This window comes from Castellaniella sp. GW247-6E4 (assembly GCF_040276065.1).
GTDB lineage: Bacteria > Pseudomonadota > Gammaproteobacteria > Burkholderiales > Burkholderiaceae_B > Castellaniella.
Window position 1 is genome coordinate 1 of the sequence record NZ_JBELOI010000017.1, and the last position, 25,249, is coordinate 25,249.

General features: G+C 55.9%; 18 protein-coding genes. All 18 read left to right on the forward strand.

All coding sequences use genetic code 11. The features are described 5' to 3' along the window. A partial coding sequence (locus tag ABS761_RS15955) for a Mu transposase domain-containing protein (RefSeq protein WP_350409348.1) occupies window positions 1-1,169 on the forward strand: 1,169 nt, incomplete at its 5' end. After that, window positions 1,166-1,954 carry an IS21-like element helper ATPase IstB gene (istB, locus tag ABS761_RS15960; protein ID WP_350409350.1) on the forward strand — a complete coding sequence of 263 codons (789 nt, stop codon included), beginning with the start codon at window positions 1,166-1,168 and terminating at the stop codon, window positions 1,952-1,954. The genes ABS761_RS15955 and istB, both read left to right, overlap by 4 nt. Before the next feature lie 239 nt (window positions 1,955-2,193). Then, window positions 2,194-2,391, forward strand: a complete 198-nt coding sequence (locus tag ABS761_RS15965) for a helix-turn-helix transcriptional regulator (protein ID WP_350409351.1) — start codon at window positions 2,194-2,196, stop codon at window positions 2,389-2,391. Between the two features lie 220 nt (window positions 2,392-2,611). After that, a complete protein-coding gene (locus ABS761_RS15970; RefSeq protein WP_350409352.1) occupies window positions 2,612-3,184 on the forward strand; it encodes a hypothetical protein in 573 nt (190 codons plus the stop codon). Between the two features lie 97 nt (window positions 3,185-3,281). Next, window positions 3,282-4,229, forward strand: a complete 948-nt coding sequence (locus ABS761_RS15975) for a hypothetical protein (protein ID WP_350409353.1) — start codon at window positions 3,282-3,284, stop codon at window positions 4,227-4,229. 67 nt (window positions 4,230-4,296) lie between these two features. Continuing rightward, window positions 4,297-4,620, forward strand: coding sequence for an HVO_A0114 family putative DNA-binding protein (locus tag ABS761_RS15980; protein WP_350409354.1), 324 nt, complete (start codon window positions 4,297-4,299; stop codon window positions 4,618-4,620). Between the two features lie 5 nt (window positions 4,621-4,625). Next, a complete protein-coding gene (locus ABS761_RS15985; protein WP_502881456.1) occupies window positions 4,626-5,639 on the forward strand; it encodes a restriction endonuclease in 1,014 nt (337 codons plus the stop codon). A gap of 62 nt (window positions 5,640-5,701) precedes the next feature. Further along, window positions 5,702-6,715 (forward strand): AAA family ATPase, encoded by a 1,014-nt coding sequence (locus ABS761_RS15990; RefSeq protein WP_350409355.1) that lies wholly within the window; start codon window positions 5,702-5,704, stop codon window positions 6,713-6,715. 18 nt (window positions 6,716-6,733) lie between these two features. Continuing rightward, window positions 6,734-9,364, forward strand: coding sequence for a S8 family peptidase (locus ABS761_RS15995; protein ID WP_350409356.1), 2,631 nt, complete (start codon window positions 6,734-6,736; stop codon window positions 9,362-9,364). A gap of 40 nt (window positions 9,365-9,404) precedes the next feature. Continuing rightward, entirely contained in the window at window positions 9,405-11,120 is a 1,716-nt protein-coding gene (locus ABS761_RS16000) for a class I SAM-dependent DNA methyltransferase (protein ID WP_350409357.1), read from the forward strand. Next, window positions 11,110-12,534: a restriction endonuclease subunit S gene (locus tag ABS761_RS16005; RefSeq protein ID WP_350409358.1), complete on the forward strand. Its 1,425-nt coding sequence runs from the start codon at window positions 11,110-11,112 to the stop codon at window positions 12,532-12,534. Before ABS761_RS16000 ends, ABS761_RS16005 begins: the two co-directional genes overlap by 11 nt. Next, a complete protein-coding gene (locus ABS761_RS16010; protein WP_350409359.1) occupies window positions 12,531-13,808 on the forward strand; it encodes an FRG domain-containing protein in 1,278 nt (425 codons plus the stop codon). Before ABS761_RS16005 ends, ABS761_RS16010 begins: the two co-directional genes overlap by 4 nt. After that, window positions 13,805-16,954, forward strand: a complete 3,150-nt coding sequence (locus ABS761_RS16015) for a type I restriction endonuclease subunit R (RefSeq protein WP_350409361.1) — start codon at window positions 13,805-13,807, stop codon at window positions 16,952-16,954. Before ABS761_RS16010 ends, ABS761_RS16015 begins: the two co-directional genes overlap by 4 nt. A 472-nt stretch (window positions 16,955-17,426) precedes the next feature. Further along, window positions 17,427-19,136 carry an ATP-binding protein gene (locus ABS761_RS16020; RefSeq protein WP_350409362.1) on the forward strand — a complete coding sequence of 570 codons (1,710 nt, stop codon included), beginning with the start codon at window positions 17,427-17,429 and terminating at the stop codon, window positions 19,134-19,136. A gap of 42 nt (window positions 19,137-19,178) precedes the next feature. Continuing rightward, a complete protein-coding gene (locus tag ABS761_RS16025) occupies window positions 19,179-21,065 on the forward strand; it encodes an ATP-dependent nuclease (RefSeq protein ID WP_350409363.1) in 1,887 nt (628 codons plus the stop codon). Beyond that, the gene (locus tag ABS761_RS16030) at window positions 21,062-22,795 is read left to right on the forward strand and encodes a UvrD-helicase domain-containing protein (RefSeq protein ID WP_350409364.1); all 1,734 of its coding nucleotides are present in this window, start codon (window positions 21,062-21,064) and stop codon (window positions 22,793-22,795) included. Before ABS761_RS16025 ends, ABS761_RS16030 begins: the two co-directional genes overlap by 4 nt. 414 nt (window positions 22,796-23,209) lie before the next feature. Continuing rightward, complete coding sequence (locus ABS761_RS16035; RefSeq protein WP_350409365.1) at window positions 23,210-24,421, forward strand: tyrosine-type recombinase/integrase; 1,212 nt, start codon at window positions 23,210-23,212, stop codon at window positions 24,419-24,421. 376 nt (window positions 24,422-24,797) lie between these two features. Beyond that, window positions 24,798-25,249 (forward strand): IS21 family transposase (locus tag ABS761_RS16040; protein WP_502881457.1); only part of this gene is annotated, 452 nt, incomplete at its 3' end.

Consider the following 25,249-nt stretch of genomic DNA (forward strand, 5'->3'; position numbering starts at 1 on the left):
GGCAGTGGCGTGCCGAGCATGGGGGCGAACAGATGTTGTTCTTCGCGCAGGAGCATCCGCCAGGCCGCCTCGGGCTATCGGACTTTACTGTGGCTGACGGGTTGGGGGTGCGAGTGGCCGGCCAGCCCCTGGCGCATCGACTGTACCAATTTACCCTGGCCCACAGCGGCTGGCGTCACGCTTGCCTGGTCCTGGGCGGCGAGAGCTTCCAGGCGCTGAGCGCCGGGCTGCAGCAGGCACTCTGGATGGCAGGCGGTGTCCCCGAAGAACATCGTACCGACAGCCTCTCGGCGGCATTCAATAATCTGGCCGAACGGGAGACGCTCACGCAGCATTATGACGACTTGTGCCGCCATTACGGAATGCGCCCCAGCCGTAATAATCCTGGGCAGAGCCACGAGAACGGATCGATCGAATCGCGCCAGCGCAGTCTGAAGAGGGTACTCGAGCAGGCGCTGCTGCTGCGCGGCACACGCGAGTTCGACAGCCTCCAGGCCTACGAGGCGTTCGTCGCCGAGACAGTGCGTCACCTGAATGCACGTTGCGCACGGGCCTGGGAAGTGGAGCGTGCCTGTCTCGGGCCATTGCCGGCGCAACGCACGATGGACTTCGAGGAACACGACGCGCGGGTGAGCAAGTATGGCGTGATTCGGGTCCGCGGCGTCATGTACAGCGTCCCGTCGCGCCTGGTGGGACACCGGCTCAAGATCCGTCTGTACGGCACCCACCTGCAGGCATGGCTGGGCGGGGCGAAGGTGTTCGAGTGTGAGCGCCTGTACAGCAGTGCGACGCAGCATCATCCGCGACGTATCGACTGGCGACACATGCTGGCGTCCTTGAAGCGCAAGCCTGGTGCCTTTGCCCGCTGGGTGCTGCGCGACGATATGTTCCCTCGCAGCGAATACGCCCGCACCTGGCACTATCTCCACGAACGGCTACCCGAGCGCCAGGCCTGCCGCCTGATGGTCGAGCTGCTTGACCTGGCCGATCGCGCCAACATCGTGACCGAGTTGGCCGGGATCCTAGCCGAGCAGATTGAAGCGGACCTGATGCCAGATATCGACGCGTTGCGCGAACGCTTTGCCCCGCGTTTGGCCGCTGTGCCGGATGTTCAGATCCAGTTACCGTCGCCGGCCGTCTACGATGCGCTTCTGGAGGCGGGCGTATGAACGCGTCAAAAACCGCCAGTAGCGAATCCGCGCGGTTGCCACTGATGCTCACCGAGCTGCGGTTGCCGACGATGAAACGATTGTGGCCCCAGCTCGCCGAGCAAGCTAATCGGGAGGGATGGCCCGCCGAGCGGTTCCTTGCCGGATTACTTGAACACGAGATCGCCGAACGCGAAGCCCGGCGCCTACAGCGCAATCGGGCCAACAGTCAGTTACCTGCGGGCAAGACCTTGGATCTCTTCGAGTTCGACGCGGTTCCCGCCGTCTCGAAGGCGCATGTGATGGCTCTGGCCGAAGCGGATGGCTGGATCGGTCAGGGTCACAATCTGCTGGCCTTCGGCCCGCCCGGCGTGGGCAAGACGCACCTGATTGCCGGGATCGGATATGCCTTGATTGATCGTGGCTACAAGGTGCTGTTCACGCGCACGGGAGATCTGGTCCAGCGGCTGCAGGCCGCCCGGCGCGATCTGCGTCTGCCAGCCGAGCTGGCCAAGCTGGAGCGATTTGACCTGCTTGTGCTCGATGACCTGAGCTATGTGCGACGTGATCAGGCTGAGACCTCCGTGCTCTTCGAGCTGATCGCCGAGCGCTACGAGCAGCGCAGCATCGCCATCACCGCAAATACCCCCTTCTCTGGCTGGGACGCCGTATTCCCCGACAAGGCGATGACCATCGCAGCCGTGGATCGGCTCGTGCATCACGCCACGATATTGGAGATGAACGTGGAAAGCTATCGGCGTCGTCACGCGATGCCCGGGCCTCGCCATCACGCGGATAAAAAGTAGCCATGACTGCCCCAAGCACCGCTCAAGATGATTGACGCCCGCCGCTCAGGATAGTTGACGTCAACCAGGGATACCGAACTTCATTCCCAAGGATCGTCGATAGCCAGCTTTTGGGCGGCGCCATTACTGGGGATATTGTGCGGGCATTAAAGTTGAAATTTCTTCGGCTTTAATGCCCGCGACTTTTGTCCGTATCGCATGGATCATGGCCTCACGTTCAATTCGTTTCGAGGTTCACCATGAAGATTCTGCGTATCCAGGAAGCCTGCAACAAGATTTCTCTCAGCCGTACGACCCTATGGCGTCTGTGTCAGCAAACAGATTTTCCCAAGCCGATCAATCTGGGCGGTCGCGCCGTCGGGTTTCTGGAGCATGAGATTGATCGATGGCTGGAGAGCCAAGCAGCTGCGCGTCCAGTTTCGCCCCGGGAGGACTGAAATGGGGCGCCAACGAACAATCAATGACCAAAACTTTTGGCATGCGCCCCAGCTGGAAGGGTGCACCTCCGAAGACAAGTTCGCACTCATCCATCTGTTGACTGGGCCGAAGAGCAATATTACGGGGGTCTATACGCTCGTACCACGCCATGCAGGGGCTGAGCTCGGCTGGACGCAGGAGCAGTGGCGGGATGTCGTCAATCGACTGCAGGAGAGGGCCTTGGCTCGCTACGATGATGAACGTCTCATGGTCTGGGTGCGCGTCTGGTGGGAACACCATAATGCTCGGCAAACGATGGGTGTGAAGTTGCGCGGCCGAGCTGTGGAGGAGATAAATCGTATTCCGGCTTCCTGGTTGGACGAATTTCTGACGGACTATCGCAGCCGCTTGATGGAGGAGCAGCGACACTGGCTCAGTGCGGTCCTGACGGGGTTGGTTGATACTTCTGCCGAAGGGTATGGATATGGTATCGATACCTCTGCAGGAAAAGTTCGGCATAACACTAACAAACAACAGAAACCATTAACTGAAACGACAACAGGAAATAGTTATCCACAATCTGTGGATATGTCGGGTATTCCGGTTGAGTTTCAGGGAGAAGTTCACCGGGCGATCCAAGCGGCAATTCAGGAAGGGTTGATCCGGCATGATCCTCAGTTGGTGATCAAGGCGATGGTCGAACGCTATCGGTCTCCCAGTCCACCCAGGTCGGCATATCCTCTGACCCTGCATCTGGCAAAGCATCTGCAGCCCGGTGCTTCAGTTGGCGGAGGCCGGTATGTTGGGGATTGAGGATGATGTGGCCGGTTTAGTCCATGAGTGCCAAGACTTGTTTGAGCAGATTTGCCGAGGCAGGAACCCCTTAGAGTCAGTGTCAAAGAAAACGCGAATGGATTATGCGAAGCTGACCTTGGGTTTGGTACGAAAGGCTCAGCGATCTGGAACTGATTTGATGGCTATGGTACTGGCGACCTCGCGTTCGTCGAGCTATCACAAGCGGATGGCGGCGGTCCGATACCTGCTGGCCACTCAGCACCAACAACTGCTCTTTGATGCACAGACTCGCTACTGTGCGGAGGAAAGGTCTGATCTTGAGTGGTTCCGTCGTTGGCGGAACCATTGCGGTCTGCTTCGTGGGTATCACGACCGGCAAAAACTAGGCTTTACTACGACGCGCCGAAAACGCGCCAGTAAGCGGCGGGCCCTGCGTGGTCTGCCAGACGATTGGCGAGACCAACTCTGCGTGCGTGCAAGAAACGGGAAATACGCTTATGCGATGCTGGTTGCTGCGTTGACAGGCTGCCGCCCGGCAGAGCTTCAGGCGGGTGTTGTCGTCTCGCGTGCGCAACATCCTGAAAGTGCTGAAGAGCTGATTGTTTTCAGGGTTGATGGCGTCAAGGTCAAGGAAGGGCAGGGGCAACCCTATCGGTTGATTGCTTATCGAGCCAATGACCCGCATCCCTTGATGCGTGCCATCGTGGATCTGCTGGATAGCGATGATGTCGAACTGCCTCTGAATGTGCAAATCGAACGTCCTGGGAACTTCACTGTGGAAGTCCGGCGACTGGCCAAGTGTTTGTGGCCAACACACCCTCATGCCGTGACTGCTTATTGCTTTCGACACCAGTGGGCTGCAGACATTAAGAGTACCCAAGCTGGTGATGTGGTTAGTCGGGGGTTAGGTCACTTGTCGGCGAAGACGCGACGGTATTATGGACAGGCCGGGCAGGCGAGATCCTCTGGGGTGTTATCCCCCTTATCGATCGAAGCGCCTCGTCTGGTCCGGCCAGAGAAGATGGTTTCGAGCCGAGGTTCATTGACACTACTTGGACCTTGAGATGCCATTGTTCATTGTTATCAGAAGGTGATAATATAACGTTTTGTATCAATCTGAATGGATAGCCATGAAGCGATGTGTCATCGGCATACGTCAAGTAGATGGTTCGTGTTCTGTTCCCGATTGGTGCGAGCCACCCAGTATCTGGTTTCCGTCATTTGCGTCGCTGGCAGCCGTGCTCTCGGATGACAATCGTCGTCTGCTGCGTTTAATCCATGACAAGCAGCCCAAGTCTCTGACAGAGTTGGCAGCACTGAGCGGACGCAAACTGTCGAACCTGTCACGCACCTTGCGGTTGATGGCCGATTATGGACTGGTGTCGCTACAACGTAATGTCCGAGATGTTCAGCCCACCGTGTTGGCGATCGAATTTTTGGTTGTGCTGGATTGATGGCTATGAACACAAAAAGGAATGCAATGGCACGGATGTGGATGGTGCGCGGTGAAGGCGGCAGCCTGTACGATGCCTTTCGTGAGCGCGGCGTGGCCGCTGTGGGCTGGAATCAATTAGCGGCCCATGCTAAACCTGGTGTCGGGCGCAAGCAGCTAATCACCCTGTATCAGTCCGCCGAGCCTCAGGCAAAACAAGGCACAGTGGTGTCGGGTGCATCCCAGGTCTGGCGATTTGTCAACGACATCCAGAGTGGCGATTGGATCATCACCTATTCGCCAGCCAATCGTCTGTATTCAATTGGCAAGGTCATTGGCCCAGCCGACCATCACCCGGAGTGGGCCGAGCAAGGTATGCCGCTGGCGCGCAAGGTGCAGTGGCAAACGCAGGAACTACCGCGTGACAGCTTGGGCACCAGTACAAAAAACAGCCTGGGTTCCACCTTGACCCTGTTCGAGGTGCCGTCCGGCGCGGCAGCCGAAGTGCTTGCAGCACTGAAGGGTAAACCGATATCGGCGGCGGAAGATGAAGCCGAAGAAGTCATCGCCGACCCGCTGGCTGACATTGACTCCCAGGCATTGGAGCGCATCAAGGACCGGGTCAACGAACTCGACTGGGACGATATGCAGCAACTGGTCGCCGGCATCCTGCGCGCCATGGGCTACAAGACCCAGGTCTCGCCACCCGGTTCCGACCGGGGCAAGGATATCGTCGCCTCACCCGATGGCTTTGGGTTCGAACACCCGCGCATCGTCGTGGAGGTCAAGCACCGCAAGGGGCAGATGGGCAGCCAGGAAATCCGTAGCTTCCTTGGTGGCCGCCACAAGGATGATCGTGGACTGTATGTCAGCACCGGCGGCTTCACCAAGGATGCCCAATACGAAGCAGATCGGGCATCCATCCCTCTGGCAATGTGGACGTTGGATCATGTGGTGCGTGCCCTGATCGAGCACTACGACGCTACGGACGCCGAAACCAAACGCATCGTGCCACTAAAGCGGCTGTACTGGCCCGCGTGAGGTGGCAATGAAAGACATGAGCACGGAAATGCCACCTAAACCCTTCGTCAAGGTGAATACATATGGCACAAGCTGATACCTTGGTCGCCCTGGTAAAAGCAGCCAGCAGCGGCGACCAATCTTCTTTTCGAAAGTTGACCGAAGCCTTGATTCAAGAAGAACGCGGCAAAGGACACCGAATCCTAGCCGAGCGTCTGGAAAAGGCATTACGAGCGTCTGCTCATCAACCAACCTCGTTCCAGTCTTCCGTGACAACGGCGCGACCAACCCAGACAGGGGGTATCGCACCGAAAGATCTGATTGCCGAGTTAATACCAGAGCGTTCACTGGAAAGCTTGGTGCTTAGTGAGAGTATTCGTGGGCAGTTACGAGAAGTTGTTGAAGAGCAGCATCGTGCTGAGTTGCTGCATGCTCACGGCTTGAGCCCAAGGCATCGAATCTTACTGGCTGGGGCACCAGGGAACGGTAAAACATCGGTTGCTGAAGCGTTGGCATTTGAATTGATGGTGCCGCTGATCGTTGTGCGCTATGAGTCGTTGATTGGCAGCTACCTGGGTGAAACTTCTATCCGCTTGAAAGCCTTGCTTGACTACGCTCGAACACGGCGCTGCGTGTTGCTCTTTGACGAATTCGAGACATTGGGCAAAGAGCGAGGTGACACTCATGAAACGGGGGAGATAAAGCGTGTCGTCAGTTCTTTGCTGCTTCAACTCGATGATCTTCCAGATTATGTCGTTGTCGTTGCTGCTAGCAATCACCCAGAACTCTTGGATAGAGCCGTTTGGCGACGCTTTCAGGTTCGACTGGAACTCCCCCTTCCCACACGCGCACAGTTGACTGCGTTCGTCGCCTCGATTAGCGAACGCAGCAAAGTCAATTTTGGCTTGGCACCTGAGACCATCGCGAAACGACTCTTAGGCCTCAGCTTTTCAGAGGTGGAAGAGTTCTGCCTGGGGGTAGTTCGGCGAGCGGTATTGGATCAATCAGTAGATAACGCTAAAACCATCGTTTTTTCCAGGCTGGAGCAATGGAGGAAACGGTTGAAACCTGCCAATAAAGACGCATCAGACGAATAAGGCAAAAGGAGGGGAGATATGCCTGATGAGTACTTGCCGTTGCTGGTTTTTCCTGAAAAGCGAATTCTCCAGCCAGAAAAGGGCAACGGTTTTTCTCCGGGAAAACAGAATTTGCCCGGTCATGATGCCCAAGTAGCCCGTATTGGAAGACAGATCGAGCATCTGGAAGAAGACTTCGCACGCTATCAGGCCAGCCTGACTGGTGCACTGGCCGGGCTCGAACCTGAAATGGTCTTGGTCATCGAGATCGTTGGACGCCTGGACGACTTCCGACAAGCCGTTGAAGCTGCGGGCTTGGAGTGGCTAGGAGAGACGGAAATCGACGACCTGGAGGCTGAGGATGATGGTTTCCATGAGCGAGATGCTGCCGGTCAACCTGCAGTTAAGCCGCTGAGCGGTCGCATGTTTTTGGCCATGAGCAACATGGCGGGCATGCAAGAGATTCTCGTACTTTGGGAGCAATGGAAAGCCAATAAAAGCCTGCCCCATGGGAAAACCAAGTGGAAAATCGTCTTTGAGCAGTTGAACGTGTTGCGGCGTTGGGGCATTGAGGAGACATTAGTCGAAACAGGAATGATCGACCGTTGGCAGGATCTGCTGGATCCAATCAACCCTGAGAAGAAAGTTAGATTCCAGATTGAGCTTTTCTATCGTAAAAAAATTGAGAAACGTCGAAATAATGAAGCAGTAATCCGATTCCTCCTTGAAAGCCTCGGAGGCCAAACGCTTTCGGAGTTTCTTGATATACCTCAGATCGCGTTTCATGCGGTTAAAGCCGAGTTGCCTGCTCACGCCATTCAGTCGCTGCTCGAAGAAGTAGCTGCTGGTGAAACAGACATCGACATCGAACTGTTCAAATTCTCCGGCATCATGTATTTCCGTCCTACCGGGCAAAGTCTTGCGATTTCAGAAGAAGGCGAGGGTGAACCAGCCGCGTTCCCTCAAAATGTCAGCGACCTTCCTCCTGTCGCAGCGCTTCTTGATGGCGCTCCATTGCAATTGCATGAAGCGCTGAAAGACCGACTGCTGGTTGATGACACCTTTGGCCTGGATGCCACTTATCTACCCGGTGAGCGCAAGCATGGTACCGCCATGGCATCCTTGATTCTTCATGGGGATCGCAGCAATCCCGCGTCCGAACCGCTACTGCACAAACTGTATTGCATCCCGGTGATGCAACCGGACCACAAGACGCGCGAGCATGATGAACATATGCCGGATGAGGTGTTCTTTGAAGACCGCATCCAGATTGCCGTGCGGCGTATGTTCGAAGGCTCTGGCGACGTCCCTCCGCAAGCACCTACGGTCAAGATCATCAACCTCTCCATTGGTGATACAGCACGTGAATTTATCCATACACCGAGTCCCTGGGCACGGTTGCTCGACTGGTTGGCCTATCACTACCGCGTGCTGTTCTGCATTAGCGCGGGCAACTACTGCGATGAGATTGATATCGGCCTCAATCAACAGCAGTTCGCCGCTCTTTCTGATGAGGAAAAGATAAGCGCCACTGTCAAAGCAATATCAAACAGCCTTACTTCCAGGCGTCTGCTTTCGCCAGCTGAAGCGATGAACGCCATTACAGTAGGGGCCGCTCACGTCGATGACTCGGGAGATGCGTATCCGCAATTTGGCCAGCGTGTCGATGTGCTGCCTTCACAAACATTGTTCAGCCCTGCCACCCGTCTAGGCTTTGGTTTCAGACGTTCCATCAAACCAGACATCCTCATGCCCGGAGGACGGCAACTCTACAACGCTCCAGTGCTAGCTAGATCTACCCTGTACAGTGTCGACAACTCCATCGTCAGGCCAGGTCAAAAGGTTGCGCTGGACAGCAGACAGCAAGGCGTTCTGAATAACGAAGCCTTCTGGCGTGGCACCAGCAATGCGACGGCGCTGGCCACACGAGGTGCGGTGCGGCTGTACGACATGCTGGACAGACTACGCAACGAGGAGGGGGAGGACATTCCCGAGACGTTGATGACGGTGCTGATGAAGGCGCTACTGGTGCATGGCGCTAAGCAAGACGACGCTGGCAAGCAACACATCGAACAAGCGTTGAAAGACGCGCGCAACTCTCGTCAGTTCAAGCAGGTTATCACGCGCTACCTTGGCTATGGCGCTGTAGATATCGAGCGTGTGCTGACATGCACTGCCCAGCGAGCAACCGTTCTGGGCTGCGGAGAGATACGGGAAAACGAGGTGCATGAGTATGCCTTCCCGATCCCTCCCGGTTTCTCTTCCCAAAAGATCTGGCGGCGGTTGGTGGTGACCCTGGCATGGCTGACTCCGATCAATCCAGGTCATCGCAATCTCCGGGAAGCCAAGCTGACGCTAGAGCCAGGAGGGAGAAGCTGGTCCAACCAAATCCTCAAACTGGAACGTCAGGATGGCGACCACAATCAGGTGGAGCGTGGCACCGTGCAACATGAAGTGCTGGAAGGCAAAAAGCAGATTCAGGCATTCGAAGATGGCGAGACCTTGCGCATCCGCGTCAGCTGCAAAAAGGATGCGACCGCCCACCTTGATGTCGTCATTCCCTACGGCCTGGCCGTCACGCTGGAGGCGAAGGAAGATATTCCGATCTATCAGCAAGTCCGCGCCCGTATCAAGCAGCCCGTGCGCATTGCCCCCGGCGTAGGCCGATAATCACTTAAAAAATAAAAGACTTATATCAAGGTGTTTTTACATGAGATCTATCGAACAACAATTCTTCAACGATCTGGAGAAAAAGCTCTGGTCAGCCGCTGATAAGCTGCGCTCCAACCTTGACGCTGCCGTGTACAAGCATGTCGTGCTCGGGCTGATCTTCCTCAAGTACGTCTCTGATGCCTTTGAGGAACGACAGCGGGAGCTGCGCGAGCAGTTCACCAACCCAGCACATGATTATTATATGGAGCCAGAAGAATACGGCGGGGCAGGCACGCAGGAGTATGAAGAGAACGTCGCAGTTGAACTAGAGGTGCGCGACTACTACACGGAGAAAAACGTGTTCTGGGTGCCAGTCGAAGCTCGCTGGCAAACACTGCGCGATTGTGCGCAACTGCCGCCTAAGGCGACGCTGCCTTGGAACAAGCCGGGCAAGGATGAGCCCGAAGAAATGCGTTCGGTCGGCTGGTTGATCGACAACGCCATGGAAGCCGTCGAGCGTGAGAACGCCCGCCTGAAGAACGTGCTCAACAAGGACTTTGCCCGCGTCCAGCTGGACTCCAGCAAGCTGGCTGGGTTGATCAGCCACTTCTCGGATACTGACTTCAGCGCCAAGGAGTACAAGAGCCAGCTGCTAGACCTGAAATCCAAGGACATTCTCGGCCACGTCTACGAGTATTTCCTTGGTCAGTTCGCCCTGGCCGAAGGCAAGAAGGGCGGCCAGTATTACACGCCCAAGAGCATCGTCACCCTGATTGTGGAAATGCTGCAGCCGTTCAAAGGCCGCGTCTATGACCCGGCTATGGGCTCCGGTGGGTTCTTTGTGCAAAGTGAGGAGTTCATCAAACAACACGGTGGCAAGGCAACCAATGGCAAGAGTGGGCAGATCAGCGTCTACGGCCAGGAGAGCAACCCCACCACATGGAGACTGGCCGCGATGAACATGGCCATTCGTGGCATTGACTTCAACTTCGGTGCAGGCCCGGCAGATACCTTGCTCAATGACTTGCATCCGGATCTACGTGCTAACTTTGTGATGGCTAATCCTCCCTTCAACATGAAGGAATGGTGGAATGAAAGGCTGGTGGCCGATCCACGCTGGATCGCTGGCACGCCGCCGCAGGGCAACGCCAACTTCGCCTGGTTGCAGCACATGCTCTACCACCTGGTGCCCAGCGGTAGCATGGCGTTGCTGCTTGCCAACGGCTCAATGAGTTCCAACACCAACAACGAAGGCGAAATCCGTAAGCGGTTGGTCGAGGACGACTACGTCGAGTGCATGGTCGCGTTGCCCGGCCAGTTGTTCACCAACACTCAGATTCCGGCTTGCATCTGGTTCCTGACTAAGGACAAGCAGAACGGCTTTGCTCTAGACAAGAAAAAACGAGGTCGGTGCGGAGAGTTCCTATTTATTGATGCTCGACAACTTGGCTACATGAAAGACCGCGTATTACGTGACTTCGCCACGGACGATATCAAAAAAATCGCTGACACCTTCCATACCTGGCAGCATGGCGAGGGCTATGCAGATGTACCTGGCTTCTGCTACTCAGCCAAGCTGGGCGATGTGCGCAAGCGCGAATATGTGCTGACGCCAGGACGTTACGTGGGAACAGAAGAGCAAGAAGATGATGGCGAGCCGTTTGCGGAAAAAATGCAGCGACTGACGGCGCAATTGGCGTCGCAATTTATGGAGAGTGCCAGGTTAGAGGAAGAGATTAAGAAAAGTTTGGCAAGGCTAGGCTATGACAAATAATTCACTTGATCAAATGACGCTGCATGCTATTGGCGGTGGTTGGGGAGATGGTTTACCGGGGCCCACTAAACAAAGAGTTTCAGTGATACGCGGTACAGATATTCCTCGTTTACGTCTTGGAGATTTTTCTACGGTTCCTGTCCGTTTTGAATCAGAAAAAAAAGTCAAGAACAGACTTCTTCAAAACGGCGATATCGTTATTGAAATATCAGGAGGAAGTGCTGCAAGTGGTCAACACACAGGTAGAGCACTTCTGATCACCGAAGAAATGCTAGAAAATCTTGGCGGAAAAGTCATTCCTGCGAGCTTCTGTCGACTACTGAGGTTGGATCAGAGGAAGGTGGACCCTGCATTCGTTGTCTATCAAATTGATGAACTTCATCTATCCGGAGAGATTGCTGAATTTGAAAATCAATCAACAGGCATTTCAAATTTTCAATTTAATCGCTTTCTCCAAGACATAGAGCCTAGGATAAAAAACCCGTCTATTCAGAGATTGATTTCTATTTCTCTTCAAAATTTAGATAAAAAAATCGTACTCAACCTCCGCATAAACCAAACCCTAGAAACAATGGCGCAAGCTATCTTCAAATCTTGGTTTGTCGATTACGATCCTGTCAAGGCCAAGATAGCCGCCATCGAACAAGGCGAAGACTCGCTACGCGTCACCATGCGCGCCATCAGCGGCAAGACCGACGTCGAACTCGACCAGATGCCTCGTGAGCACTACGACCAGCTCGCTGCCATCGTGGCGCTGTTTCCCAATGCAATGGAAGACTCAAAACTTGGGGAGATTCCTACTGGCTGGGAGGTAAAACCAATAAGTGATTTGGTGGAGACTGTAGGTGGCTCAACACCAAACACCAAGAACGAGTCTTACTGGAATCCAGCAGAATACTTTTGGACCTCGCCTAAAGATTTATCGAATGCAACTTCGCCCGTTCTTCTTAAAACAGAGCGAAAAATTAGCGCCCTGGGCTTGTCGACGATAAGTTCAGGATTGCTTCCTGTAGGAACGCTCTTGATGTCTTCACGAGCGCCCATCGGCTACCTGGCGATCACGCAAGTACCATTGGCGATAAATCAAGGCTACATTGCAATGCCCCCAGGAGGGAAATTGTCGCCTCTTTACTTGCTTATGTGGTGCCAGCAAAACATGGACGTAATAAAAGGTCAAGCTAATGGCTCGACGTTTATGGAGATAAGTAAGAAGGCCTTTCGACCCATTTTGGCACTCTTTCCCAAGAAAGCGCTAGTAGATGGGTTTATCAGTTTCGCAGACCCGATATTCAGAACAATAGTCTCAAATTCTCAGGAGATCATTTATCTCTCGAAAGTGAGAGATACACTACTACCTGAACTTTTGGCAGGAGATCTTAGCGTAGATGAACTGCTGGAAGAGGATGCCCAATGAGCCAACAAGAAAGTGCCCTCCCTGAAGAGCAGAGCGCTGCTTATTTTGAGCAGATTCCGGTTTGGAATGAGGGTGAGAAATGCTTTGAGGTTATGGCCGACGAATGCAGCGGTCGCATCCCAGTAACGCGATTAGAGTCTTGGCGAGATTACACAGAGCTACTGGAAAGCTCGTTTTTCAATCGTCCTGCGATACAACTGATTTTTCGTGGACAACGCCGCTCCGACTGGAGTCTGATGCCTACATTAGGTCGCCTATCTGCCAATGGGATAGTTACTAAAAATTTAGCGGAAGCCCAACTTGAGCGCTTTAAGAGAGCGATTCGTGGGCGACTAAGTGACAATAGTCTTGTAGACGAAAATGACGAACTTTGGTCCATTGGTCAACATCACGGGCTGATGACGCCTTTGTTGGACTGGACATATTCTCCTTACGTTGCTTTGTTTTTCGCTTTCGCAAAAGCTGACAATAAGGATGAAGAGGAGAACCCTTACCGTGTAGTCTATGTGCTTAACAAAAGTTTTATTCTAGAGAACGAGGGCGAAACAGGAATCCGACTTTGGGAGCCCCGGAAGGATAGCTACGGGAGGCTGGTCAATCAGGCTGGACTGTTCACCTTCTCCCCCGATGATGCCACGATAGAAAACAAGCTGGCGAACGTCTTGGCTGACGATAAAGCCTTCGAGGATGAGGAATTACGTTCGGCTTCGGAAGAAGATCAGCCTGATTTATTGGCCCGGTACATCTGCAAAATTTATATCCGCAATGATGATCGTGATACTTGCTTGCGCCATCTTAGGCGAATGAACGTGCATCATGCCAGTCTCTTTCCTGATCTGATCGGCGCATCTGATTATTGCAACATCACAACCGCCGAAGCGGAGGAGGAAGCCAGCCTTGCACGAGCGGCAGAGCGTGAGCGCTTGACCGCTACTCAAGTTGTTCAAGTGCCTTCTGTTCCAGCTGTTGATGTTGTGGAGGCTCCCATCATTGATTCGGAGCAGACTTCTTTCGACATTGATGCCATCTTGCGTACTCACCCTGACGCGCAGCAAGTGGAACCAGGACGTATCGCCTTGATTGCGAGCGAACTATCCCGCGATATTTCCAAACATCAGGTTGTGGATTGGGACAAGCGTGAAGACGCTCAGGCGCGAATGCGTAACGTTATCCGAGTCACGTTGCGAAAGAACGGCTATCCATCGCAACTACGTGATGAAGTGGTCGAGAAAATCATGGATGCGGTGAAGCAGCAGGCAGCGGAGGGGAAATGATTACTGAACAACAACTCGAAGACCTCTGCATTGAATGGTTCGGGAGCCTCGGTTGGACGTACATACAGGGTCCAGACATTGCGCCCGATGGAGACCAACCTGCCCGTTCCGACTATCGTCAGGCCATATTGCGCGAACGCTTATTGGTCGCGCTCACCCGCATCAATCCGCACATCCCCGCCGCGGCACTGGAGCAGGCGGCACACGAACTGCTGACGGTCAGCGAACCACAGCTGGTCGCCCGCAATCATCGTGCGCATCGCCTGCTGCTGTCTGGTATCCCCGTCGAGTTTTCAGTAGGAGAGGAAAAGCGTCGCGATCTGGTCAACCTGATCGACTTTGCCGAACCCCGCAACAACGACTTCCTGCTGGTCAGCCAGTTCACTGTGATCGGCACCAAGCAACCACGCCGTCCGGACCTAGTGGCCTTCGTCAACGGCCTGCCGCTGGCAGTGATCGAGCTGAAGAACCCGGCCAATGAGCAGACCGACATCTGGGATGCCTTTAACCAGATCCAGACCTACAAGGAAGAAATCAGCGACCTGTTCAACACCAACGTGGCGGTAATGGTCAGCGATGGCTTCACAGCGCGGTTGGGTTCGCTCACGGCGAATCAGGAGCGCATGCAGCCCTGGCGGGCGATTGCTAATGAGGACGACCGACCGTTGCTGGAGTTTGAGCTGGAAACGCTGGTGCGCGGCTTCTTCGAACCTGCGCTGTTTCTCGACTATGTGCGTCACTTCGTGCTGTTCGAGCAGGATGCCGATCAGATCGTCAAGAAGATCGCGGGCTACCACCAGTTCCATGCGGCACGCGAAGCGGTGCAGGCCACGGTGATCGCTGCCCGCAGCCCGACCAAGGGCATGCTGGAGGTGCAAGAGCCGCGTGCCACCTATGGCAAGGAAGTCCAGCCTGGCAGCCGCAAAGCCGGTGTGGTATGGCATACGCAAGGTTCGGGCAAGAGCATCACCATGGCCTGCTACGCGGGCAAACTGTTGCAGCAGCCGGAGATGAAGAACCCCACGCTGGTGGTGGTGACCGATCGCAACGACCTGGATGGGCAATTGTTCGGCACCTTCTGCGCTGCCGAAGACCTGCTCCGGCAAACGCCGGTGCAGGCCGGCAGCCGTGAGGAACTGCGCGAGATGCTGGCCTCGCGCGAGGCGGGCGGCATCATCTTCACCACGGTGCAGAAGTTCGCGCTGCTGGAAGATGAGGAGCAGCACCCGCTGCTGTCGGATCGCAGCAATATCGTGGTGATTTCCGACGAGGCGCACCGCAGTCAGTACGGCATGAAGGGGTGGCTGGACACCAAGACCGGCAAGTACGTATTCGGCTATGCCAAGCACATGCGCGACGCATTGGCCAATGCTACCTTCATCGGCTTCACCGGCACGCCCATCGCCCTGGAAGACAAAGACACGCGGGCGGTGTTCGGCGACTACGTCAGCATCTACGATATCCAGGATGCCGTGGACGATGGCGCCACGGTGCCGATTTTCTTTGAGTCACGCCTGGCCAAGCTGGATGTGAACCAGGCCGATATCGATGCACTCAATGCCCAGGTGGATGAGGTCATCGAGGACGAAGAAGACCTCACCGCCCGCGAGAAGACCAAGAGTGACTGGGCCGCATTGATCAAGCTGGTGGGTGCCAAGCCGCGTCTGGAACAGGTGGCTGCTGATCTAGTGCAGCATTTCGAGACGCGCACCGACACGCTGGAAGGCAAGGCGATGATCGTTTGCATGAGCCGCGACATTTGCGCTGAGCTGTACAACGCCATTGTTGCCTTGCGCCCGGACTGGCATGACGCCGATCCGGAGCAGGGCGTGATCAAAGTGGTGATGACCGGCTCGGCGGCGGACAAACCCTTGTTGCAACCGCACCTGTACAGCCAGCAGGTCAAGAAACGCCTCGAAAAGCGCTTCAAGGACCCGGCGGACCCGCTGAAGCTGGTGGTCGTGCGCGATATGTGGCTGACCGGCTTCGACGTGCCGTGCTGCCACACTATGTACGTAGACAAGCCCATGAAGGGCCACAACCTGATGCAGGCCATCGCCCGCGTCAACCGGGTGTTCCGCAACAAGCCTGGCGGTTTGGTGGTGGATTACATCGGCATTGCCAACGAGCTGAAAGCAGCGCTCAAGACCTATACCGAATCCAAGGGCCGGGGCGACCCGGCCTACAACGCGGCCGAGGCCCTGGCCGTGCTGCTGGAGAAGCTGGACATCGTGCGCGGGCTGATGCACGGCTTCGATTACAGCGGGTTCGAGACCGATGCACTGCAACTGCTGGTGCCAGTGGCCAACCATCTCCTGGGGCTGAAGGATGGCAAGCAGCGTTTCCTCGATGTCATGCTGGCCGTGAGCAAGGCGTTTTCCCTGTGCAGCACGCTCGATGAAGCTGCGGCGCTACGCACGGAGATCGCCTTCTTTGCCGCCGTCAAAGCCGCCATTGTCAAGTTCACCACAGTGGATCGCAAGCGCACTGACGCGGACAAGAACAGCGCGCTCAAGCAGATCTTGGACAACGCCATCGTGGCCGACGGGGTGGCGGATATCTTCACCCTGGCGGGCTTGGACAAGCCCAACATCGGCCTGCTGTCAGATGAATTCCTGGAAGACGTGCGGCAGATGAAGAGCCGCAACCTGGCGGTGGAGCTCCTGGAAAAGCTGCTGCGCGACGAGATCAAGGCGCGAGCACGCAATAACGTGGTGCAGGAGAAGAAGTACGGCGACCGCCTGCTGGAAACTTTGCGTAAGTACCACAACCGGGCGGTGGAGACGGCGCAGGTCATCGAGGAACTGATCCAGATGGCCAAGGACTTTCAGGCGGCGCTGGAACGCGAAGTGGCGCTGGGGCTAAACCCAGACGAGGTCGCTTTCTATGACGCCCTGGCCAATAACGAAAGCGCGGTGCGGGAGCTTGGCGACGATATCCTCAAGAAGATCGCCGTTGAGATCACCGAGAAGTTGCGAAACAGCACGACTGTGGATTGGCAGGTGCGCGAAAGCGTGCGTGCCAAGTTGCGGATTTTGGTGCGACGGACGCTGCAACGTTGGAAGTACCCCCCCGATAAACAGCCTGAGGCGGTTGAGCTGGTGCTTGAGCAGGCGGCTTTGTTGTCTAATGCCTGGTCGAAATGATCGGCATGGGTGTCACTATGAGACAGATGGCAGACGGCATGATGCCGCAGAGTCAACACATTGTTGCCTTTCTGTTTAACACGCTGCGCACACAAAGCAGCCGTTGTATCGACACGTTGGCGCCACCGGTATGGCGCAATGAATCCACAATACCCGCTCAATGTCGGCAGCATTCAGGGATGGACGCGGCTATGGATGCTGATGTCTCCACGGCAGTTCACACATTCTTTGTGCTGCTGCGCCAGAGCACAAAGAATGTGGCCGCTGCGCTGGATTTCTGTAGAAATCAGGGGCTGCGGCGTGGGGACAATCGAATGACAGATGCGTCCGTCCTCTCTGATTGGCATCGAGCTGCGGCCACGTGCTGCGCATGGTGCCGCCAGTCAGAACATGTCCAACAGCGTGTTGGACAATTTGCATTCATGGCTATTATGTATGCAGACACAAAATATCCATTGATGGGGGCCTATTCATGCGTTCTGCAGCCCAGATAGAAGTCTTGCTGCCAGAGTTGGAGCTGTGCGTTGCTGATGACCTGGAAGACCAGGATCTCGACTTCAAGCAATGGGATACGCAAAGCCGAGACAAGGCCGTGAAGATCTTGGTGCAGATGGCCGTGTGCATGGCTAATGGTGGCGGCGGCACAGTTGTGTTCGGTGTGGCTGATCGGGTGAAGGGGCGCAGTCGAGCGATCCTGGGTGTTCCACCGGAAATTGACACCAATATGCTCAAGGCGGCGGTCTACGATCAGACTGATCCGAAAATCACGCCTGTGTTTGAAGAGCTGTCGGTGCTCGAGGGCACAGGTCGTCTGTTATTGATGCAGATTCATCCGGGCATGCCGCCCTATACCGATAGCGCCGGTAAAGGCACCATCCGAATCGGTAAGGATTGCCAGCCTCTGACCGGCACACTGCGCCGCAAGATTGGCGTGGAAACGGGCGAGACGGACTATACCGGCCAGCTTGTTGCTGAAGCCAATCCTCGGTTTCTGTCGGCGACCGCGCTGGAGGCCTTGCGGAATCAGGCGCGTCGGGAACGCGCACCCGATGAACTTCTAAGGCTCGGTGATATAGAGCTTTTGCGTACCCTGGGTCTGATCAAGAACGGCAGCTTGACCCGGGCAGCGCTGCTCTTGGCGGGAACGGAGGAGGTGATTCGCGAACATGTGCCCGGCCACGGATGGACCTTTTTGCACATGGCCTCCGACACTGATTACGCCAATCGCGAAGACCGTGTCAGTGCGTTGCCCCTGGCGGTGCAGCGGCTGGAAGAGCTACTGTTGCCGTTCAACCCGATCACGACTTACAAGCAGGGCCTGTTCCACTACGAATATCGCACCTGGCCGGAAATCGCCTTACGCGAGGCGCTGATGAACGCATTTTGTCACGCTGATCTGCGGATTGCGGGGCCGGTGATGGTAAAGCTGTACCGTGACCGGCTGGAGATCAGCAACAACGGCGGGTTTATCGCAGGTATTACGCCTGAGAATATCCTGCACCATCAGCCTGCGGCCCGGAACCCCCTATTGGTAGAAGCGCTCACCCGTTTGCGTTTGGTCAACCGCAGCAATCTCGGCATCAACCGAATGTTTTCATCGTTGCTAGTGGAAGGCAAGGAGCCACCGGTGATTCGTGAGATCGGTGATTCTGTACTGGTCAGTTTTGCCAAGCGGGAGTTCGATGCTGCCATGCGCCTTTTTGTCGCCGAAGAAGCGGAGAAAGGCCATATTCTGGGCGTGGATGAACTGCTGTTATTGGGCCACTTGCGCCAGCATCCCGAGGTAGATACCGCAGCGGCTGCAGTTTTGTGCCAGCGTAGTGAAGCCGAAATCCGGGAACGTTTGTCCGGGATGGAGTCCAATGGCTATGTCGAGCATGGGGGCACGGGCAGGGGGACTTACTGGTGTCTGTCACCGGCGCTGTATCGCCGATTGACGGGCGATGGGCAGAGCGAAAAACGTCGTCGTATCGATTGGGACGCGGCCAAGGTTCGTGTGCTCAGCATCCTGATGGAGCGTGTCAAGCGGGGCGAGCCCGGTTTGAGCAACCAGGAAATCCGGCAGATCACGCACTTCGACCGCAACCAGGTGTATCGCTTGATGGCGGAGCTTCGCCAGGAAAACCCAGGCGTGCAGCCGCCGGGGCGGGGCCAAGGAGCCCGATATGTATTCAAGCAATGATGGTTTCTATGCGTTCGAGCATTCAAATGAGCATTGATTTCGATGAATGCTTGTTTCAATGCTCATATATCATTGGTGAGCTTAGGCAAACATGAGGAAGCGATGTATCTCGAGAAACTCACACTGGAGAATTTTCGCTCTTTTGAGCATGCGGAAATTCCGCTTTGTAGAGACTTGACGATTCTGGTTGGGGAGAACAATGGCGGCAAGAGCAATGCGATAGATGCCATCCGCTTGTTGACCATGCCTCTCGGCGGTCGGCGTGAGTTGTACTGTGAGCCTACGGATATTCGGTTTGGCGGCGCAGATCGTAAGTTCGAAATTATAGGAAACTTTACTGATCTTAGCCCTGGGCAACAGGGGCGTCTGATCACTGCAGCATCAGATCAGACAATCTCCGGGTGTGTCTTTGGCTTGAAGTACGACGAGAGCACTGGACGTTTTCCAGTTCGTCCGGTGCTGTGGAGCGGGCAGCACCAAGGCGTGCCGGAGGCTGGTAGCCATGACATGATTCGGCATGTGTACTTGCCCCCTCTCCGTGATGCGAAACGGGTGCTTGCATCTGGAAGTCCAACGCGTATTTACGCGCTTCTGAACCACTTTCTTGATGGCGGAGACCAGGAGGCGCTTGCAAAAGCGCTACGTCGGAGTTCCGATGCAGATATCCTCGAGAAAGTCAGTGGGGCGGTAGAGGTGGGATTGAGCTCGCTTACGGCGGGCGTGCGCAGGCAGGCCGCTGCACTGGGTTTTGCCAACAATGAGAAGCTAATCGATATCGCGCGAGATCTGCGATTCAAGCTCGCAGATCATGGTGTCGAGCCGGAGGATCTCCGTTATTCGGGCAATGGGTATGCAAACCTGCTTTACATGGCAACGATCGCAGTTGAACTGGAAAAGGTCAATGACGCAGATCTGACCATATTCCTGGTTGAGGAGCCAGAAGCCCACCTACACCCACAGCTCCAGGCCGCAGTGTTGAGCTTCTTAGAGGAGCAGGCCGAGAAGTCTCGGCAAGCAAACTTGCGCCAGGATGGTCCTGCTGGCGAGTTGCAGGTCATAGTTGCAACTCACTCCCCGAACTTGTCGGCGTGGGTGGAAAGCACACAGCTCGTTTTCTTCCGTGCTGTCCAAGCAAATCCCCCGCGGCATGCTGAAATGGTGCCCTCCGATGATGTTGTTGCCACGTCTGCCGTCGATGGTACGGCACCTAGCCTCTCGTCGCGGCGGGTAACGCGATGCATTCCATTGGCTGAGCTACCTCTCGACGATGTCGAGCGTCGCAAGGTGGATCGCTACCTTGATGTGACCAAATCGGCCCTTCTGTTCGGTGGCCGTGTGCTTCTTGTGGAAGGGATCGCGGAAGCTTTGCTGTTACCTGTCCTCGCTAAGAAATTTGTTCTCAAGGATGATATGGAAAAACTGAGACGTTTCCGATCGGCTGTGTTCGTCCCGATTGATGGCGTGGATTTCGAGCCGTACGTCAAGTTACTCCTAACCTCTGTTCAGGGCGTGTGTATCGCGGACAGACTGGTCGTGCTGACTGATGGAGATGGCTTCGGCCTAGCGGCCGGTGCTGTTTCGCCAGGCGCGCTACGGAAGAACAGCCTGAATGCAGTCGTCGCCCGCCTGGGTGCTTCTGACATCTTCGAGGTTGTGATAAACGATTATTCGCTGGAGACTGAGCTGGTCAGGAACGGGAATGGGGCGTTGATGAAGGACTCCTACCTGAAGTTACATCCCCGTTCTGGAGATAAATGGGATGACGCGGTGGCTCTTACCGGAGATGCCCAGGCTGCAGCGATTCAGAAATTGTTCGAAACAACGCGCAAGGGTGATTTCGCTCAGTTGTTGGCAGAGGATGTTGGTAGGGAGCAGGGATTCTCCGTACCCGACTATCTTCAACGCGCAATCAACTCCTTGGTTGCATGAGTATTGAGGTTTTTCGGCCAACGGAGCAGCAGGCGCGAGTCATCGCGTATGAAGGCTCCGCATTCATCTCCGCCTGCCCGGGCGCAGGGAAGACACGCGTGCTCGTTGAGCGAGCTCGTCGCCTTCTCGCTGATCGGGTAAAGGGAAGAGGGGTCGCGTTCCTATCGTTTACGACGGCAGCGATATCCGAGCTGGAGACACGCTTGCGGCGGGAAGGGCTAATTGAAACACCATCGTTTCCCCACTTCATTGGTACGTTCGACGCGTTCCTGTGGCAATACCTGATCGCCCCATTCGGCGGCGCCCCAGGATGCTCCGTACGGCCTCGCCTGATCCCAGATAAGGAAAGCTGGCTCGTGCAACCTTTTGCGGGTGCACAGGCGCTACCGCTAAGCTGCTTTGATCGCTCGACGGGTGACTCTATCGAACCCTTGATCGCTCGACGAGGGTTCCAGGGACGGATCGGAGCCTATGAAACGACAGCTCGGGCGGTCCGTGCGCGCTTCCTCGAACGAGGGGAACTGGATTTTGATGATGCTCGTGAGATATCTCTTGTTCGACTACGGGATGAGACATCAGCGGCGGTCTTGTCCAGGGCGTTGGCTGCTCGCTTTCGAGAGTTGATCGTCGATGAGGCGCAGGACTGTAATCCGCTGGATTTGGAGATTATCGCGTGGTTCCGCGATGCCGGTATACCGGTCAAGGTGATCTGTGATCCAAATCAGGCGATCTACGGATTTCGGGGAAGTGTGACTGGCGAGTTGGACGACTTCGCGCAAGGGTTTCAGGAGATTGCGCGTCTTGCTTTGACCGGGAATTTTCGATCCAGCGCGCATATTTCGAGAGCAGTCGCGGCATTTCGTGCCCGAGGGGTGAGCGGTGGCATTGATGATGCTATTGGTGAGTACAAGAACGAAGCGATTGCAGTTCAGGTTCTCTCGTATTCTGGGCGGAGTGTTCCCAATACAGTTGGGGCTAGGTTTCGAGAACTGACGGTGTCCATGGGGTTTGATGCGTGCCATTGCCCGGTGTTGGCTGCCACGAGACGAACGGGAGCGAACGCGTTAGGACATCCAGTCGATAGTGGCGTGAAGGATCTCAGCTACCGGCTGGCGATGGCCATCAGCAATTACCACTTCTCATTCGAACTTGGCGGCAGGAAGGAGGCGCTTGAGGATCTTCACAAGATTCTGCTGGAATTGGAGGGCCACGCAGTCGGAAAAACCTATCACCAACATATAGCTGAGTCGGGGTTGACGCCTGATGTCTGGCGCCCCCAGGTGTTGCAAGTCGCCGAAGCCTTGCGGTTTGATCCAGTGCGCTTCGCTACGGTAGATGCCTGGCTTGCGTGTGCGCGTCAATTGCTCGCGTCGTGTTTGCCCGCCGATAGTGAGCAAACTATCAATCAGCGTTTGCGTCGGAATGTGTATATTGCCAATGTATTGATCAACGCTCCCCTGACTGGGCATTCCGCCCACACGATTCACAGCGTGAAAGGAATGGAGTTTCCTGCGGTTTGTGTTGTGCTATCGCCGGCTACGGCGAAGGGCATCATGGATTCACTCGTTGGCCAGACGGGGGCGGCTGATAATGAAGAGGCTCGCAAAATTTATGTTGGTGTCTCGCGTGCACAAAGGTTACTGGTGATTGCGACCCCTAAATCTCAGGCTATGCGTCTGGTGAGCTTGCTGCAATCGACGGGCGCTGAAGTTTCCATCGAGAACCTGTAACGGACCAATGACGCCTTGGACAAATGATTGCGTGAGCATCAGAGGCGGAGTCCCGTCTAGATCTCGTTATTCAGAACCTGCCGTCAAGCACGCCGAGGCGCTATCTAAAAAGAAGCTATCGCAGAAATGAGTACAAAAACGAGTATAAATCATTATATCATTTATTAAAATTATTATTTATCAATGAGATACTTCATTATTTTCCATTTAACGTCTGACGATTTTTGCTGGATCTCGGTGGCGCTCAGTAGCGCTTGGTGGACAGATTGGCCCGTTGTAAATCAATGGGTTGCATAAACAATACGGTCTACTGAGCGTTCCTATTGTTCATCGAGGTCTGAAAAATTCGGGGGTAGCGTTGGGGGTACTCGTGTTCAACCGTGGGGGTACATCTCCCCGCAGTGGAGTCCAACGATGCCCGAAAACCTACTCACCGACCTCAAGGTCAAGTCGGCCAAATCGACTGATCGAGATTGGAAACTATCAGACGGCGGGGGCCTGTTCCTGCTGGTTAAGCCCACCGGCGGCAAGCTCTGGCGGTGGAAGTACCGCCTGCAAGGCAAGGAGAACCTCTTTGCCATTGGCGGCTTTCCTCAAGTAAGCCTTGCAGAGGCGCGTGCGGCCCGAGACACGGCGCGCGCCTTGGTCAAGCAAGGCATCCATCCTGCCCATGAGCGGCAGCAGGTCAAGCAGCGCAATTTGGAAGTACTGGAGGAACGCAAGCGCGCAAAGGAAAGCTCGTTCGCCAAGGTGGCTCAGGCGTACTTGGCCGAGATCAAGCCAGTCTTTGCGCTCAGTTCCTATCGCACGAAAGAATCCCGCATCAGGAAGTACCTGTCGCCGAAGTTCGATGGGATGCCGATGAGCGACATAGGCGTGAAGCAAATCCGCCCGCTGCTGGAGGAGTGCAAGGTCAACGGCGCGTGGGCGGCCATCCATGTCAAAGGCGATCTTTCGGCCATCTTCGAGTTCGCGGTGGTGCGTGGTCTGGTCGAGGCAAATCCAATTCCCAGCCTGCGCGGGCTGTTGCGCGTGCCGTTCAGCGAGAGCAAGGCGGCGATGACGCGAGAGCAAATCCAGAAGTTCTATCAGGAGTTGCGCGGCTACCGGGGCTATCCGGAGACTTCGTTGTGCCTGCGGTTGATTGCGCTGACCGCCTGCCGTCCAGGGGAAGCGGCGGATGCCGAGTGGGACGAGTTCGACTTTGAGGATGCACTGTGGCGTCGGTCTGCTGCGAAGATGAAAGCGCGACGTGACCATGTCAGCCCGTTGTCTGCACAGGCCATTGCCGTACTGAAGGATTTGCAGTGCATCACGGGCGGTGGCCGCTATCTGTTCCCACACCGGAGCGGCAAGGGCTTTACTACGCCCAACCGGCTGACCTACGCCATGCGGGACATGAACCTGGGCCGGGGCACAACGCCGCATTGCTGGCGGACGACCTTTTCGACCTGGGCCAACGAGAACGGATACCGGCCTGATGCGATTGAGCGGCAGCTTGCCCACGTGGAAAGCAACAAGGTGCGGGCGACCTACAACAAGGCGTTGCTGCTGGATCAGAGAAGGATGCTGTTGCAGGACTGGGCGGACTACCTGAGTGCTGCGGAGGGCAGCGGCACGGCATAGGGAAGAGTTGGCTGGGTGTTGCAGAACCAATGGACAGGGCGGCCTTTTCCTTTTCTGGATAGGGCCGTTGTCCCTTGAGTGCCATTCCCTTGCCGTTTGCCTTTGCCCCAGGTTGGACCGGCAATGGGGTAAACAATGTGCGTATTCCGATGATCGTGACCACCGATTCCGGTGATCGTGACCACCCAGTGCCGGACAGGCGATTTTCTCTGATTCCGGGATCGTGACCAGCCATTCCGGCATCGTGACCACCGATTCCGGCGATCGTGACCGGTGCGTTTCAGTGGGGTTGAACAACAACGCGTTGTCATCAACCTTGCGGTAGCGTGATGGGCTTTTTGGAGCCCGCATGCCGCCGCCTCTTCTGAGAACGCACATGATCAGATCGATCTTGCAAAACGTCTTGTCGCAGGGCCAATCCCAGCGGCGCTGTGCCCAGGCGCTGGGCATCTCCAAGGGTGTCGTGGCCAAGTACGTCGCAGCGGCCCAGGCGGCAGGCCTGGACTGGCCCGCCATCGAGCCGCTGGCCGAGCATGAGTTGGAAGCGCGCCTCGTCCCCGGCAGGGGCGCTGCGCAGACCGCGTTACCGCAGTTCGCCACCATGCACCGTGAACTCTCGCGCAAGGGCGTCACGCTCATGCTGCTGTGGCAGGAATACCAGGCCGAGCACCTAGGCCGGCGCACCCTGCAATACAGTCAATTCTGTGAACGCTACCGTCAGTACACCAAGACCCTGAAGCGCTCGATGCGCCAGGTGCACCGGGCCGGCGAGAAGCTGTTTGTGGACTACGCCGGCCCCACGCTGGCACTGGCCGATGGCAGCCGTGC

Excerpts from the sequence above, each read along its gene's own strand:
- ABS761_RS16000 (WP_350409357.1), top strand. The coding sequence starts at position 9,405 with ATGAGATCTATCGAACAACAATTCTTCAACGATCTGGAGAAAAAGCTC.
- ABS761_RS16005 (WP_350409358.1), top strand. The coding sequence starts at position 11,110 with ATGACAAATAATTCACTTGATCAAATGACGCTGCATGCTATTGGCGGT.
- ABS761_RS15975 (WP_350409353.1), top strand. The coding sequence starts at position 3,282 with ATGGATTATGCGAAGCTGACCTTGGGTTTGGTACGAAAGGCTCAGCGA.
- ABS761_RS15985 (WP_502881456.1), top strand. The coding sequence starts at position 4,626 with ATGAACACAAAAAGGAATGCAATGGCACGGATGTGGATGGTGCGCGGT.
- ABS761_RS16015 (WP_350409361.1), top strand. The coding sequence starts at position 13,805 with ATGATTACTGAACAACAACTCGAAGACCTCTGCATTGAATGGTTCGGG.
- ABS761_RS16010 (WP_350409359.1), top strand. The coding sequence starts at position 12,531 with ATGAGCCAACAAGAAAGTGCCCTCCCTGAAGAGCAGAGCGCTGCTTAT.
- ABS761_RS16020 (WP_350409362.1), top strand. The coding sequence starts at position 17,427 with ATGCGTTCTGCAGCCCAGATAGAAGTCTTGCTGCCAGAGTTGGAGCTG.
- ABS761_RS15965 (WP_350409351.1), top strand. The coding sequence starts at position 2,194 with ATGAAGATTCTGCGTATCCAGGAAGCCTGCAACAAGATTTCTCTCAGC.
- ABS761_RS16035 (WP_350409365.1), top strand. The coding sequence starts at position 23,210 with ATGCCCGAAAACCTACTCACCGACCTCAAGGTCAAGTCGGCCAAATCG.
- ABS761_RS16025 (WP_350409363.1), top strand. The coding sequence starts at position 19,179 with ATGAATGCTTGTTTCAATGCTCATATATCATTGGTGAGCTTAGGCAAA.
- ABS761_RS16030 (WP_350409364.1), top strand. The coding sequence starts at position 21,062 with ATGAGTATTGAGGTTTTTCGGCCAACGGAGCAGCAGGCGCGAGTCATC.
- istB (WP_350409350.1), top strand. The coding sequence starts at position 1,166 with ATGAACGCGTCAAAAACCGCCAGTAGCGAATCCGCGCGGTTGCCACTG.
- ABS761_RS15990 (WP_350409355.1), top strand. The coding sequence starts at position 5,702 with ATGGCACAAGCTGATACCTTGGTCGCCCTGGTAAAAGCAGCCAGCAGC.
- ABS761_RS15980 (WP_350409354.1), top strand. The coding sequence starts at position 4,297 with ATGAAGCGATGTGTCATCGGCATACGTCAAGTAGATGGTTCGTGTTCT.
- ABS761_RS15995 (WP_350409356.1), top strand. The coding sequence starts at position 6,734 with ATGCCTGATGAGTACTTGCCGTTGCTGGTTTTTCCTGAAAAGCGAATT.